13 protein-coding genes are annotated in these 12657 nt (G+C 71.1%); 6 read left to right on the top strand and 7 right to left on the bottom strand.

Going from position 1 to position 12657, the window contains the following annotated elements:
- Window positions 1-3 precede the first annotated feature (3 nt).
- The gene (locus BFN33_RS39305; RefSeq protein WP_069764998.1) at window positions 4-729 is read left to right on the top strand and encodes a bifunctional 2-polyprenyl-6-hydroxyphenol methylase/3-demethylubiquinol 3-O-methyltransferase UbiG; all 726 of its coding nucleotides are present in this window, start codon (window positions 4-6) and stop codon (window positions 727-729) included.
- 6 nt (window positions 730-735) lie between these two features.
- On the opposite strand, the gene BFN33_RS39300 is transcribed toward BFN33_RS39305, so the two are convergent.
- From BFN33_RS39300 to BFN33_RS39285, 4 genes are all read right to left on the bottom strand, one after another.
- Window positions 736-2490 carry an ankyrin repeat domain-containing protein gene (locus BFN33_RS39300; protein ID WP_069764997.1) on the bottom strand — a complete coding sequence of 585 codons (1755 nt, stop codon included), beginning with the start codon at window positions 2488-2490 and terminating at the stop codon, window positions 736-738.
- A 179-nt stretch (window positions 2491-2669) separates the two neighbouring features.
- A complete protein-coding gene (locus BFN33_RS39295) occupies window positions 2670-3410 on the bottom strand; it encodes a VOC family protein (RefSeq protein ID WP_069764996.1) in 741 nt (246 codons plus the stop codon).
- Window positions 3411-3654: 244 nt separating this feature from the next.
- The gene (locus BFN33_RS39290) at window positions 3655-4251 is read right to left on the bottom strand and encodes a nucleotidyltransferase family protein (protein WP_069764995.1); all 597 of its coding nucleotides are present in this window, start codon (window positions 4249-4251) and stop codon (window positions 3655-3657) included.
- Between the two features lie 81 nt (window positions 4252-4332).
- The gene (locus BFN33_RS39285; RefSeq protein WP_370743353.1) at window positions 4333-4836 is read right to left on the bottom strand and encodes an NUDIX hydrolase; all 504 of its coding nucleotides are present in this window, start codon (window positions 4834-4836) and stop codon (window positions 4333-4335) included.
- A 129-nt stretch (window positions 4837-4965) separates the two neighbouring features.
- On the opposite strand from BFN33_RS39285, the gene BFN33_RS39280 reads away from it, so the two are divergent.
- The 3 genes from BFN33_RS39280 (at window position 4966) to BFN33_RS39270 (ending at window position 6716) form a co-directional block, all read left to right on the top strand.
- Window positions 4966-5475: a helix-turn-helix domain-containing protein gene (locus BFN33_RS39280; protein WP_069764993.1), complete on the top strand. Its 510-nt coding sequence runs from the start codon at window positions 4966-4968 to the stop codon at window positions 5473-5475.
- Between the two features lie 74 nt (window positions 5476-5549).
- Entirely contained in the window at window positions 5550-6233 is a 684-nt protein-coding gene (locus BFN33_RS39275; protein ID WP_069764992.1) for a hypothetical protein, read from the top strand.
- Window positions 6234-6377: 144 nt separating this feature from the next.
- A complete protein-coding gene (locus tag BFN33_RS39270; RefSeq protein WP_030318102.1) occupies window positions 6378-6716 on the top strand; it encodes a DUF2516 family protein in 339 nt (112 codons plus the stop codon).
- A gap of 130 nt (window positions 6717-6846) precedes the next feature.
- Here the strand turns inward: BFN33_RS39270 and BFN33_RS39265 are convergent, their stop codons facing one another.
- The 3 genes from BFN33_RS39265 to BFN33_RS39255 all read right to left on the bottom strand — a co-directional run bounded on the left by BFN33_RS39265 (window position 6847) and on the right by BFN33_RS39255 (window position 10607).
- Window positions 6847-8145, bottom strand: coding sequence for a PP2C family protein-serine/threonine phosphatase (locus BFN33_RS39265; RefSeq protein WP_069764991.1), 1299 nt, complete (start codon window positions 8143-8145; stop codon window positions 6847-6849).
- Window positions 8146-8419: 274 nt separating this feature from the next.
- The gene (locus BFN33_RS39260) at window positions 8420-9493 is read right to left on the bottom strand and encodes a C40 family peptidase (RefSeq protein ID WP_069764990.1); all 1074 of its coding nucleotides are present in this window, start codon (window positions 9491-9493) and stop codon (window positions 8420-8422) included.
- A 283-nt stretch (window positions 9494-9776) separates the two neighbouring features.
- Entirely contained in the window at window positions 9777-10607 is an 831-nt protein-coding gene (locus BFN33_RS39255) for a class I SAM-dependent methyltransferase (RefSeq protein WP_176742585.1), read from the bottom strand.
- A gap of 208 nt (window positions 10608-10815) precedes the next feature.
- On the opposite strand from BFN33_RS39255, the gene mshA reads away from it, so the two are divergent.
- Together mshA and BFN33_RS39245 are read left to right on the top strand one after the other, a co-directional pair.
- Window positions 10816-12153, top strand: coding sequence for a D-inositol-3-phosphate glycosyltransferase (mshA, locus tag BFN33_RS39250; protein WP_069764988.1), 1338 nt, complete (start codon window positions 10816-10818; stop codon window positions 12151-12153).
- Complete coding sequence (locus BFN33_RS39245; protein WP_069764987.1) at window positions 12146-12646, top strand: YbjN domain-containing protein; 501 nt, start codon at window positions 12146-12148, stop codon at window positions 12644-12646. Before mshA ends, BFN33_RS39245 begins: the two co-directional genes overlap by 8 nt.
- The last annotated feature ends 11 nt before the right edge of the window (window positions 12647-12657 follow it).

The raw sequence follows: 12657 nt of genomic DNA, 5'->3' as shown, positions 1-12657 counted from the left end.
CGCATGGCTGACGAAGGCTTCACGCATCCACGGCTCGCTGCGATCCATGACGCGCTCGAACCCGATCGCGGCGACCTCGACGCGTATGTCCGGATGGTGGAGGAGTTCGGGGCGCGGCGGGCGCTGGACATCGGCTGCGGGACGGGGGTGTTCGCGCTGTTGCTGGCCGGGCGGGGGATCGATGTGGTCGGGGTCGACCCCGCCCTCGCCTCGCTCGACGTGGCCCGGGGGAAGCCGGGGAGTGAGCGGGTCCGCTGGATCCACGGGGACGCGTCCGGACTTCCGCCGCTGCGCGTCGACTTGGCGACCATGACCGCCAACGTCGCCCAGCAGATCGTGGAGGCGGATGCCTGGCGGGAGACGCTGCGGGGTGCGTACAGGGCGCTACGGCCCGGTGGGCGGCTGGTGTTCGAGACGCGGGACCCTGCGTGGCGGGCCTGGGAGGAGTGGAACCGGGAGGCGTCCTACGCCGTGACGGACGTGCCCGGTGTCGGGGTGGTGGAGAGCTGGGTCGACGTCATCGGGGTGGACGGGCAGTTGGTGTCGTTCCGGTGGAGCTATCTGTTCGCCTCGGACGGGCGGACACTGACCTCCGACTCGACCTTGCGCTTCCGGGAGCGGGGGGAGGTCGAGGCGGAGCTCGTCGCGCGGGGGTTCGTGGTGGAGGACGTACGGGATGCGCCGGACCGGCCGGGCAAGGAGCTGGTCTTCGTGGCGCGGCGCCCCTGAACAGGCCTACCGCTGAAGTCGCGTCGGCAGGGGCACCCAGCGGTGGGCGGCGTGGCGGTCGACCGCGTCCCGCCCGTCGCTGATCCGCAGACCCGCCGCGGCGCAGCAGTAGGCGAGGACGTCGGCGCCGTAGGGGAACGCGTGCTTGCGCTGCCAGAAACGGAAGGTCCAGTAGGCGTCCGGGTCCGAGTCGTGCGGCCCGATGTGGATCTCGTCGCCGGCGACGATCTCGCCGTCACGGGCCAGGGTGCCGAACGTGCCGCCCTTCGGGTTGAAGTACACCCCGTAGGCGGTGGTGCCCGCCGATATCGCCCGCAGTACGGCGTCATCGCTCGGCATGTACCCGTCCTGTGTGATCACACAGCCGCCGGGGGCACCGTCGACGCCCCTGACGCCCACGTAACGCAGGGACTCGTCGTAGTCCATCGGGTCGAAAGGTGCGTTGTCGGGATCGGCCCTCGGGCACTGCGCGGGATCGGCACCGAGCCGCCGTATCAGCTCGTCCTCGTCAAGGCCCTGTACGAAGCAGACACCGAGGCCCTCGGTCCACATCGGCTCCGTACCGAAGGCCGCGATGAGCGCGTCCGCGGCCTGCTGGGCGGCGACCTCCTCCCGGGGCAACTCCACCGCGCCCGGCAGGTGTCGGACGAGCGGAGCGAGCGGCGTGGTCAGCAGCAGCCGCCCCGGCGACCAGGCTTCCGCCTGCGGTGTCCACACGTCCGCCCCGGCGTCGATCAGCGCGCGCACGGTGGCCTCGTCCATGCTGTGCACGGCGTACCAGAGCGGGGTGTGCTCCTCGTCGTCGCGTACGTCGACGTCCGCGACGTGGGGCAGGAGCGCGGCCACCGCCTGTGCCGAGCCCTGTTCCGCCGTGAGGTGCAACGGGGTGGTGCCACGCCATCCCACCCGGGCGTCGGGCGGGGCGCCTGCCTCCAACCGGGCCCTGACCAGGGCGGCGTCGCCCCAGTCGCCGTAGCCGATGCGTTGCCAGTCGGCCTGCGGTACGTAGCGCTGCCGGGCCTCCTCCGCACGCCGTAGCGCCTCGCGTTGGCGTCGGTTGAGGGGTGGCGCCAGGAAGGTCGGCGGTCCGCTGATCGACAGCGTCGTGAACGAACTCGGCAGCCCCTCCTGTTCCGCCGGCTCGAGGCCGGGCCAGACCTCGACCGCCCGGCGTGCGGCGGCATGGAGCGCGTCCACGTCCACCGGAGTACGCGTCTCGGGCACGCCTTCGTCCGGCCACTCGACGACCAACTGCGTCTGCCCGGGCGGGGGGAGCTCCGCCAGATACAGGTCGACGTCCGTCTTGAACAGGGATCTGTGGGAGTGGTGCAGGCCCGGATCCAACGGGATCAGCCCGATCGCCTGCTCGGTCGCCGCCTCCTGCGTCCGTCCCTGCGGTCCGGTGAAGGAGATGCCCCGCATCACGGTGCCGTCCAGCGAGGTCATCCGCCGTCCGTCGGAGAGCAGCAGCCCCACCCGCAGCCCGGACTGCCGGCGCTCGTCCCCGCCCTGCCGACGGGTCCTGCGGTACACCGCCAGATGCAGGGTGACCGACCGCGGCCACACGGACCACCCCGTCACCAGGACCCGCGTCTCGGCCCCCACGCCGACCACTTCCAGCTGCGGCGACAGCGCTGGCGCGAACCGGTCGACGGGCGGCGCATACCGTCCGTCGTCCTCTCCCGGTGGTTGTAACCGGGCCAACACGGCCTGCTCGGCGGCCGGTTCCTCAGCAAGCACCAGATCGTCAAAGAACCCCATGCGCCGAGCGTCGCACACGGCACTGACAATGCCCCGGGGCGAGGAATCGACCGACGTGGAGGGCTCGGGGCGGGCTCGGCGTCCAGCTCAGGGACGCCGACGCCCTACCACCGCGACCACCGTGCCCCGGGCCTTCACCGCATCCGTCACCGGGGTCGCCCGACCGATGCGGCTCCGCGTCAGGACAGGGCGAGGAGGCAGAACTCGTGGCCCTCGGGGTCGGACAGGCACGTCCAGGGGACGTTGCCCTGGCCGAGGTCGAGGTCGGTGGCGCCGAGGGCACGCAGCCGGGCCACCTCCGCCGCCTGGTCGTCACCGGGGTAGGGCAGCAGATCGAGGTGGACGCGGTCCGGCACGCTCTTCACGTCGGGCGTGCGCAGGAACTCGAGATACGGGCCGACCCCCTCGGCGGAGCGCAACACCGCCTGATCGTCGGTCACTTCGTGCAGGCTCCAGTCCGTCGCCGTGCCCCAGAAGCTAGCCATGGCCCGCGGGTCCGCGCAGTCGACCACCACCGCGGCGATCGGCCCGGTGTCCCGGTAGACCTCGCGAGGCTCCAGCACGCAGAACTCGTTGCCCTCCGGGTCCGCGAGGACCACCCAGGGCACCTCGCCCTGGCCCACGTCGACGGGCGTCGCGCCAAGAGCCTCCAGGCGCGCCACCAGCTCCGCCTGATGGGCCGCGGAGGTGGTGGCGAGATCGAGGTGCAGACGGTTCTTCGTGGCCGTCTTGGCTTCCGGGACGGGAACGACGTCGATGCCGACACCGACCGGGTCCGGCCATACGAGACCGCCCGGGGGGCCGACGTAGGTGGTCACACCGGGGCTGTAGGCATGCCAGCCGAGCGCCTCCGCCCAGAACCGGCCGACCGCCGGCCCGTCAAGAGCCTTGATGTTCACCTGAACAGGTCGCAGGGGCATACCGGTGATCCTATGCACCCGTTTCGCAGCGCAAGCGTCATCACGCTCGCTACTGGTGTTGACGGGCGAGGGCGACGAACCCGAGTAACAAAGGGCGTGAACGCATCGCAGGCGAGGCCGGGTTGGCCGTCCGGCCGCGCGTTCTCCCGGCGGGCGGCGGCGCCGCGGAGACGGAGGGCGGCGGCGCCGCGGAGACGGTGGGTCGGCTGCCCCGGAATTCGCCGCGTGATCACGGCTCCGAGCGTCACTTCGGCCACGGCAGCACGGTGAGCTCCGGCCATTCCTCCCGCCAGCGCGCCGCCTTGGCCTCATAGACCTCCCGCGGGGCAAGGACCGGGTTGGGCCGGACCACCAGGTTGAACACGTCGGAGAGCCCGTGGGGCGCATAGACGCGCCACCCACCGTCAGGATCCAGCCGTACCCCCAGACAGCAAGTCGTCGCGGCGAACGAGTCGATCGCCGCCTCGGTGGACTCGTGAGGAGGGCAGGGCACGCCGAATTTCTGCTCGTACCAGAGATGCACGCGGGCCTCGTTGCGGATCTCCACCTCGGCCGGCAGGCCGGCGAACACCTCCTGCCCTGCCTTGATCACGGCATCCTCCGCCTCCCAGGAGAGGTCGGTGCCGTCGAAGTAGAAGATGTCGTAGTCCTTGATGCCGCCGGCCGGAGGCCTGTCGGTGACCACGTTCCACACCGTCTGGAACAGGCAGCCCGCCGTGACGTACCAGCCGGGCAGCTCCAGCGTCGCCGCCCTGGTCAGCACGTCGGTCAGGACCTCGTTCCGGGAGAGCACGGACCGCAGGCCATCGAGCTGCTCAACGAGCGGGAGTCGACCAAGCATCCGTACTCCCTACCACGGACAGCCGCTCTCGCAGGGCGCGTTGGCCGCAAGCAGGCGTCCCAGCCCGTGAGTCGGGCGAGGTCAGGAGCGGGCGGTCCGGAACGCCAGATACCGGCTGAAGGCCTCGTGGCTGTCGGGGGTGAAGCGCCACTCCAGCAGGGCCGACCGCAGCTCCGGCTCGGTCAGCCAGCCGTGCCAGGCGACCTCATCGGCATCGGCGGCCATGGCGTCCGGCACCACGGCTTCGTGCACGCCGAGCCAGTGAGGGCTCAAACCGCTGCGGTTGAGGAACGTGAACAGCAGGCGCGGCAGCACACGAATGCCCAGCTCTTCGGCCAGCTCCCGCGCGGCGGCCTGTACGTAGGACTCGCCGACGTTCACGGCGCCACCGACCATGACCTCGTAGAGCCCGGGGAACCGCGACAGCTGCTCCGACCGCCGGTGAACGAGGATCCGCCCACGCTCGTCACGACACACCGTCACGGCGACCCGGTGCAGCCAACCTTCCCGGATGGCCTGCCGGCGTCCGACCACCACCCCCAGCACGCGATCTTGATCGTCGACACGCTCCACCAGTTCATCCACGAGGCACACCCTGGCAGAGCCCACCGACACCTACCCTGCTCAGGCACGGGGCTCCGCCCCCGCGTGGCATGGCACACTTTTGCAAGCGGGTGCTTGCAATAGTTAGCGTGGGTGGTGCAGGGTGGAGACATGGCATCGCTCAACGTCGGCAATCTCGGTGAATACCTGCGTGAACAGCGGCGCACCGCGCAGCTGTCGCTCAGGCAGCTCGCCGATGCCGCCGGGGTGTCCAATCCGTATCTGAGCCAGATCGAGCGCGGGCTGCGCAAGCCGAGCGCGGAGGTGTTGCAGCAGGTCGCCAAGGCCCTGCGGATCTCCGCCGAGACCTTGTATGTGCGGGCCGGCATCCTCGACGCGGAGCGGGACCGGGACGACGTGGAGACACGTGCGGCCATCCTCGCCGATCCCACGCTCAACGAGCGGCAGAAGCAGGTGCTGATCCAGATCTACGAATCCTTCCGCAAGGAGAACGGGTTCGAGATAGCCCCGCCGGACGCGGTACCCGCCGCGCAGGGCGACGGTGCGGCCCTTCGGGGCAGCGACGTCCAGGACAGTGACGTACTGGACGACGACACCGCCGTAGAAGACCCCCGTAAGACCGACGGCAGCGACGCCGACCCGCACCGGACGGCCAGTTGAGACCCCACCGGAGACTCACTGGCACCGCGGGACCCAAAACCCTCATCAGAAAGCGACCCGGGAGGACCACCACCATGGCCATCACCGACGACATCCGCAAGGCCGTCAAGGACCCGACCCCGCTCTACTTCCTCGCCGGCGCCGGTGACCTCGCCCTTCAGGAGGCCAAGAAGGTGCCCGGCCTGGTGGAGCAGCTGCGCGCCGAGGCGCCGGCCCGTATCGAGGCCGTGCGCGGCACCGACCCGAAGGCCGTCCAGGAGAAGGCCCAGGCCCGTGCCAAGGAGGCCGGCGCCAAGGTCAAGGAGACGCAGGAGACCCTTCAGAGCAAGGTCGGTGAGTTCATCACCAGCCTGGACGGGGACATCAAGAAGCTCGGCACCACCCTCGACGCGGACCTGAAGAAGCTCGGCGAGTCCGCCCAGGACTTCGCCCTGCGCGGTGTCGGCGTCGCCGCCGAGTACGCCGTCAAGGCCCGGGAGACCTACGAGAAGGTCGCCGAGCACGGCGAGCAGGCCGTCAAGACCTGGCGTGGCGAGGCCGCCGAGGAGATCGAGGAACTGGCGATCGCCGTCGAGCCGAACGCCGAGCCGGGCGAGGTCAAGCAGCCGGCGACCGCGACTCCGGCCGCGAAGCCCGCCCCGGCCACGGCCACCGCCGCCGTCCCGGCCCCGGCGAAGAAGACGACCACCACCACCGCCAAGAAGACCACGCCGGCGCGCAAGACCACGACGGCGAAGAAGGCCCCGCCCGCCAAGTAAGGCGCCGCGGGACACTTCAGGACTCAGGGCCGGGCACTTACCGAGTGCCCGGCCCGTTCTGCGGGTAGCGGACACGCGGGAGCGGGTACGGTGACCGCGTAATCGCGAAATGACGAGCCGAGTCGGGTGGTGGACGTTGTGCTGATGCAGGGGTTCGCAGGCTTCATGTGGCTGCTGAGCATGGCCCTGATCGTTTTCAGCGGCTTCGCGCTGTTCGACGCTGCCATTCGCCGTGAGGACGCCTACCGCGCGGCCGACAAGAAGACCAAGCCCTTCTGGCTGATCATCCTCGGGCTCGCCTTCGTGGTGAACCTGATCTTCAACATCCTGTCGTTCCTGCCGATCATCGGTCTCATCGCGACGATCGTCTACATGGTCGACGTACGCCCGGCTATCCGCGCCCTCCCGGGCGGCGGCCGCAGCGGCCGGGGCAGGGGTTCGAGCAGCGACGGTCCCTACGGGCCGTACAACGGCGGCAGGTGATCACGCGGGCCGAGCGCAGCGCCCCTCAAGGGGCGCGGGCCGTGTCGACATGCGGCTCCGCCGCGTGGGTGCGACCAGCCGCAACGCATCCGCAGCCGGCACCCGGCCAACACCCCTGCGGCGCGAGCCGCTAACCCTCCCGGTCCAGCAGCAGTACCGCCACGTCGTCCGCCAGTTCGCCCCCGTTGAGCGAACGCACCTCGTTCACCGCGGCCCGCAGCAACGCCTCGCCCCGCAGCCCTTCGGAGAGCTGGCGACGGATCATGGCGACCATCCTGTCCTGCCCCAGGCGCTCCCGGCCCTCCCCGATCCGCCCCTCGATCAGCCCGTCGGTGTAGAGCATCAGACTCCACTCGGCCCCCAGCTCCACCTGCATCCGAGGCCACCGAGCCCCCGGCAGCAGGCCCAGCGCGGGCCCGTTGTTGTCGTACGGCAGCAGCCGCGCGGGCCGACCCGGCCGGGCCACCAGCGGCGACGGGTGCCCGGCGAGACACAGCCCCGCCCGCCGCCCGTCCGGCGCGATGTCGACCGTGCACAGCGTCGCGAAGATCTCGTCGTCGGAGCGCTCGTGCTCCAGTACCTCCTGCAGCGTGCCGAGCAGTTCGTCCCCGCACAGCCCCGCCAGGGTCAGCGCGCGCCAGGCGATGCGCAGCTCCACACCGAGCGCCGCCTCGTCGGGGCCGTGCCCGCAGACGTCGCCGATCATCGCGTGCACGGTCCCGTCGGGAGTCCGTACGACGTCGTAGAAGTCACCGCCGAGCAGCGCACGCGACCGGCCCGGCCGGTACCGCGCGGCGAACCGCAGCGACGACCCCTCCAGCAGCGGCGTGGGCAGCAGCCCGCGCTCCAGGCGCCGGTTCTCCTGCGCCCGCACCCGGCCCTCGGCGAGCCTGCGCTCCGCCGTGTCGGAACGTTTCCGCTCCACCGCGTACCGGATCGCCCGGCTCAGCAGCCGTCCGTCCAGCTCGTCCCGGAAGAGATAGTCCTGGGCGCCCACCCGCACCGCCTCCGCACCGCGCTCGGCGTCGCCGGAGGCGGTGAGCGCGAGGACGGCGTGCCGGGGTGCGAGCTCCAGGACATGACGCAGTACGGCGAGCTCGTCGTCGTCAGCGGAGCGGCCGGGCGCGGGCAGCGCGAGGTCGAGCAGGATGCAGTGGACGTCGTCCGTGAGCAGCCGCTCCGCCTCGGTGAGGTTGCGGGCGGTGCGGACGCGGATCGGCCTGCCGGCCGAGTCAATGAGTTCGGGGACGACTGTGGACCCGCCGGGATCGTCCTCGATCACCAGCAGGCTCAGTTGGGTGGTGGCGTTGTTGTCGACCGTGGCTTCCTTGCGCGGGGCTTCCGTGGAGGGGGCGTCCTTCGGTGCGGCCGGCGCCTGACCACTTTCCACGGCCGGGATCGCTCGCTGCCGCGGTATGGGTACGGGCATGGTCTCGGATTCCTTCCCTCCCCCCGAGGGCATGGTGGAGCGAGGGACCTCGATCCACCGACGGGGACCATAGCGGGTGCCGGGCCGGGAAAGGAATGGCGTGAGACACGCCGCTTGGCCGGTGGCCACTGTCATATGCCGCGTTATCCACCGCAGTTGGACAGTTGGGGGGTGTCGCGGGGATGACGAACGTCACGTCTGCGCAAGGTTTGCGGGGCCTTCACGCGTGCCCCGCATCACATGGTCCAGGTCTCATTCGCCTGCCCGGCGGCGCTCACGCGTCCGGCCGCACCACCCCGAGTATCGGCATCGACCCCGCCCCGGCCATCGTCACCGTGCGCCCCGGCCGCGGTGCGTGCACGATCGCGCCCTCGCCGAGGTACATCGCCACATGGCTGGCGTCGTCGAAGTAGATGATCAGGTCGCCGGGCCGCATGTCCTTGACGTCGATGTGCTTGAGCTGTTTCCACTGCTCCTGCGAGGTGCGCGGAATCGGCTTGCCGGCGCTCGCCCAGGCCTGTGAGGTCAGCCCTGAACAGTCGTACGAGTCAGGGCCCTCGGCGCCCCATTCGTACGGTTTGCCCATCTGGGTCGTCGCGAAGGCGACCGCGATCTTCCCGGCCGCGCTCGCCTTGCCGTCGATCTCGTCGAGGATGCCGGAGTCCAGCCAGGCGGTCTGCGCCTGATGCGCGGCCTGCTCCTCCAGTTCGGCGAGGCGCTTCTTCTCCTTCTGCTCCAGCTGGGACTCGAGCTTCTCGGCCGCCGCGATCTGCCGCTGGACCTTCTTCTTGGCCGTCGCCTTGGCCTTGCGGTTCGCCTCCAGCTTCGTCCACTGCGCCGAGGCGTCGTCGGCGTACTGCCTCAAGTCCTGCTGGGTGCGCGTCAGTTCCGCGATCAGTGTCTTGGTGGCGCGCTGGCCCTGCAGAACGCGGCCGGTGTTGTCCAGGAACTCCTGCGGATCGTCGCTCAGCATCAGCTGCGCCTCGTCCGACAGCCCGTAGCTGCGGTACTGGGCGGCGGCCGCGGCACCCGCGCGGGCCTTCAGCTTCGCCAGCTTCTCCTGGCCCTTGACGATCTTCTGGGCCAGCGCGACGATCTCCGCCGACTGCTGCTCGGCCTTCTCCTCGGCGGCGTTGTAGGCGTCGGTGGCCACGGCCGCGTCGTGATAGAGCGCGTCGAGCTGCTCGCGTACGGCTTCGATGTCCCTGTTGGTCACGGTGGTCGGCGAGGCCGTGGGACTGGGGGTCGGACTCGGGGCGGCGAAGGCGGTACCCGGTGCCGCCAGCACGGCCACCGCGCCGATCACGGTCACGGCCGTGGCGATCAGACCGCGCTTGCCCGTTCCCATACCCCTGCCCCCAAATCTGATTTACCGTCAGTAACTTACGGTGCTCGGGGGATCGTGCCACGTCATGGCCGAAAGCGACAGAGGCAGGCCTTGCCGGCACAGCCCTTCGCGACCCGGCGCTTGCCGGGTGCATCCCCCTCTCCCCGCCGCCCGAAGACGATCTCCCAGCCTTTGTGACGAACGACTCACGGAGATCGTTCCCCGCAGGTCACCACCGGAGCGGGTTCACCCGCAAGGCGCGCCGGAGTTCGCGCGTGCGGCACTCCGCCCGGTCCACCGGAGTTCACGCCTGCCGCCCTCCGCGCGGGGTCAACGCCCCCCACGCCACCGTCACTTCCCCCTGCCGCCACCGCGAAGGCCCGTCCACCACCGGCCAGTCGGCCGTCAGGTCCCGTACCGTCCGGATCCACCGCTGCCGGGCGCCGTACGACGCGTAGGGCGCGGCGGCCGCCCACGCGCGGTCGAAGTCGCGCAGGAAGGAGTGCACCGGCTCACCCGGGACGTTGCGGTGGATCAACGCCTTCGGCAGCCGCTCGGCGAGGTCGGAGGGCCGCTCCAGCGAGCCCAGCCGGGTCGCGAAGGTGACCGTCCGCGGCCCCTCCGGACCGAGCGCGACCCACACGTGCCGACGCCCGATCTCGTCGCAGGTGCCCTCGACGAGCAGCCCGCCGCGCGACCCCCGCGCCGGATCGGCCGGCGCCAGCCTGGCACACAGCCGCTCCCATACGGCGGCCACCTCGGCCTCGTCGTACTGGCGCAGCACATTGGCCGCCCGGACGAGCAGCGGTCGCTGGGGGACCGGGATCTCGAACCCGCCGTGCCGGAAGACGAGCCCGTCGCGCTCGTACGGCTTCGCCGCCGCCACCCGGGCCGGTTCGATCTCGACACCGACCACGCGCGTGCGTGGAGCTTCCTCGCGGAGCCGGGCGAGCAACTCGACGGCGGTCCAGGGGGCGGCGCCGTACCCGAGGTCGACGGCGACCGGATCGGCGGCGCGGCGCAGCTCGGCGCCGTGTGCGGCCGCGATCCAGCGGTCCATGCGGCGCAGCCGGTTGGGGTTGGTCGTCCCGCGCGTGACCGTGCCCACAGGGCGCGAGGCGGCGCGGGATGTCATGCCTATGAGGGTATGCGGAGGGCGACGGGCCACCGCGTGCCGTCCCGCCCGCCCGACGCACCCCACCCTCGAACGGTTGAGCGAAATCCGGTAATACCTCGGCAAAAACCGCCCCCGCACGGAATGGGAATGCCTACTTCCGTGTTGCCTCCGTCGGAGGGTCCCCACGCCCTCCGTCAGGCATGTCCGCAGCAAGGAGGAACGCCACGTGAGCCAGTACGTCAGCAGGCTCCAGCGTCGCTCCCAGGCCGCACCCCACCGGTTGCGCCTGCACCGCCGCCCCCGCCGCGTCGCCATGCTCTCCGTGCACACCTCACCGCTCCACCAGCCCGGCACCGGCGACGCGGGCGGCATGAACGTCTACATCGTCGAGCTCGCCCAGCGCCTCGCCGCGATCAACATCGAGGTCGAGATCTTCACGCGCGCGACGACGAGCGGTCTTCCCCCGACCGTCGAGATGGCCCCCGGCGTCCTGGTCCGCCACATCGACGCGGGCCCCTACGAGGGACTCAACAAGGAGGACCTCCCCGCCCAGCTGTGCGCCTTCACGCACGGTGTGATGCAGGCGTGGGCCGGCCACCGCCCCGGCTACTACGACCTGGTCCACTCGCACTACTGGCTCTCCGGTCACGTCGGCTGGCTCGCCGCCCAGCGCTGGGGCACTCCGCTCGTGCACGCCATGCACACCATGGCCAAGGTCAAGAACGCCAGCCTCGCCGACGGCGACACCCCCGAGCCCGCCGCCCGGGTCATCGGCGAGACCCAGATCGTCGCCGCCGCCGACCGCCTCATCGCGAACACCGCCGAGGAGCGCGAGGAACTCGTACGGCACTACGCCGCCGACCCCGCCAAGGTCGCCGTCGTCCACCCCGGCGTGAACCTCGAGCGCTTCTGCCCGGCGGACGGCCGAGCGGCGGCCCGAGCCCGTCTCGGTCTGCCCCAGGACGCCCTGATCCCCCTGTTCGCGGGCCGCATCCAGCCCCTGAAGGCCCCGGACATCCTCCTGCGGGCCGTGGCGGTGTTGCTCGACCAGCGCCCCGACCTGCGCTCCCGCATCCTCGTCCCGGTCGTCGGCGGCCTCAGCGGCAGCGGCCTCGCCAAACCCGAGGGCCTGCAGAAACTGGCCTCCCGCCTCGGCATCGCGGATGTCGTACGGTTCCAGCCGCCCGTCGGCCAGGAGCAGCTCGCCGACTGGTTCCGGGCCGCGTCCGTGCTGGTCATGCCCTCCTACAGCGAGTCCTTCGGACTGGTCGCCATAGAGGCCCAGGCGGCCGGCACCCCGGTGCTCGCGGCGGCGGTCGGCGGGCTGCCGGTGGCCGTGGCCGACGAACGCACCGGTTTCCTCGTACGCGGACACGATCCGGCCGCCTACGCGCGCGTGCTGTGCGATTTCGCCGACGACCCGGCGCTCACGCCCCGCATGGGCGAGGCGGCCGCGCGGCACGCCCAGTCCTTCGGCTGGGACACCGCGGCCGCAGCGACGGCGGACGTGTATGTGGCCGCGGCACAGTCGTACCGGCGTCACGTACGCTCCCACCATGGCTGAGGCAGAGAAGGCAGCGCAGGTCATCGAGGGCGTCCTCAAGGACGCCGAGGTCGAGTGGGAGAGCCCCGCACCCGGAAACTACGTGGTGCAGCTCCCCGGCACCCGCAAGCTGAAGACGACCGTCTCGCTCATCGTCGGCCGCCACTCCCTGTCGCTGAACGCCTTCGTCATCCGCCACCCCGACGAGAACGAGTCAGGCGTCCACCGCTGGCTCCTGGAGCGCAACCTCAAGCTGTACGGCGTGAGTTACGCCGTCGACCGGCTCGGTGACGTCTACGTCGCCGGCAAGCTCCCCCTCGCCGCGGTCACCGCCGACGAGGTCGACCGCCTCCTGGGCCAGGTCCTGGAGGCGGCCGACGGCAGCTTCAACACCCTGCTGGAACTGGGTTTCGCCACCGCGATCCGCAAGGAGTACGAGTGGCGGGTGGCCCGGGGCGAGTCGACGCGCAACCTGGACGCGTTCGCGCATCTGACCCAGCGCTCGCAGGACTGACTTCGGGCTTT

Origin of the sequence: Streptomyces sp. LUP47B (genome assembly GCF_001746295.1) — a bacterium.
Classification (GTDB): domain Bacteria; phylum Actinomycetota; class Actinomycetes; order Streptomycetales; family Streptomycetaceae; genus Streptomyces.
This window is presented reverse-complemented; position numbering and strand designations above follow the sequence as displayed.

Excerpts from the sequence above, each read along its gene's own strand:
- BFN33_RS39255 (WP_176742585.1), bottom strand. The coding sequence starts at position 10,607 with ATGACATCCCGCGCCGCCTCGCGCCCTGTGGGCACGGTCACGCGCGGG.
- BFN33_RS39270 (WP_030318102.1), top strand. The coding sequence starts at position 6,378 with ATGCAGGGGTTCGCAGGCTTCATGTGGCTGCTGAGCATGGCCCTGATC.
- BFN33_RS39245 (WP_069764987.1), top strand. The coding sequence starts at position 12,146 with ATGGCTGAGGCAGAGAAGGCAGCGCAGGTCATCGAGGGCGTCCTCAAG.
- BFN33_RS39280 (WP_069764993.1), top strand. The coding sequence starts at position 4,966 with ATGGCATCGCTCAACGTCGGCAATCTCGGTGAATACCTGCGTGAACAG.
- BFN33_RS39305 (WP_069764998.1), top strand. The coding sequence starts at position 4 with ATGGCTGACGAAGGCTTCACGCATCCACGGCTCGCTGCGATCCATGAC.
- BFN33_RS39265 (WP_069764991.1), bottom strand. The coding sequence starts at position 8,145 with ATGCCCGTACCCATACCGCGGCAGCGAGCGATCCCGGCCGTGGAAAGT.
- BFN33_RS39300 (WP_069764997.1), bottom strand. The coding sequence starts at position 2,490 with ATGGGGTTCTTTGACGATCTGGTGCTTGCTGAGGAACCGGCCGCCGAG.
- BFN33_RS39295 (WP_069764996.1), bottom strand. The coding sequence starts at position 3,410 with ATGCCCCTGCGACCTGTTCAGGTGAACATCAAGGCTCTTGACGGGCCG.
- BFN33_RS39290 (WP_069764995.1), bottom strand. The coding sequence starts at position 4,251 with ATGCTTGGTCGACTCCCGCTCGTTGAGCAGCTCGATGGCCTGCGGTCC.
- BFN33_RS39260 (WP_069764990.1), bottom strand. The coding sequence starts at position 9,493 with ATGGGAACGGGCAAGCGCGGTCTGATCGCCACGGCCGTGACCGTGATC.
- BFN33_RS39275 (WP_069764992.1), top strand. The coding sequence starts at position 5,550 with ATGGCCATCACCGACGACATCCGCAAGGCCGTCAAGGACCCGACCCCG.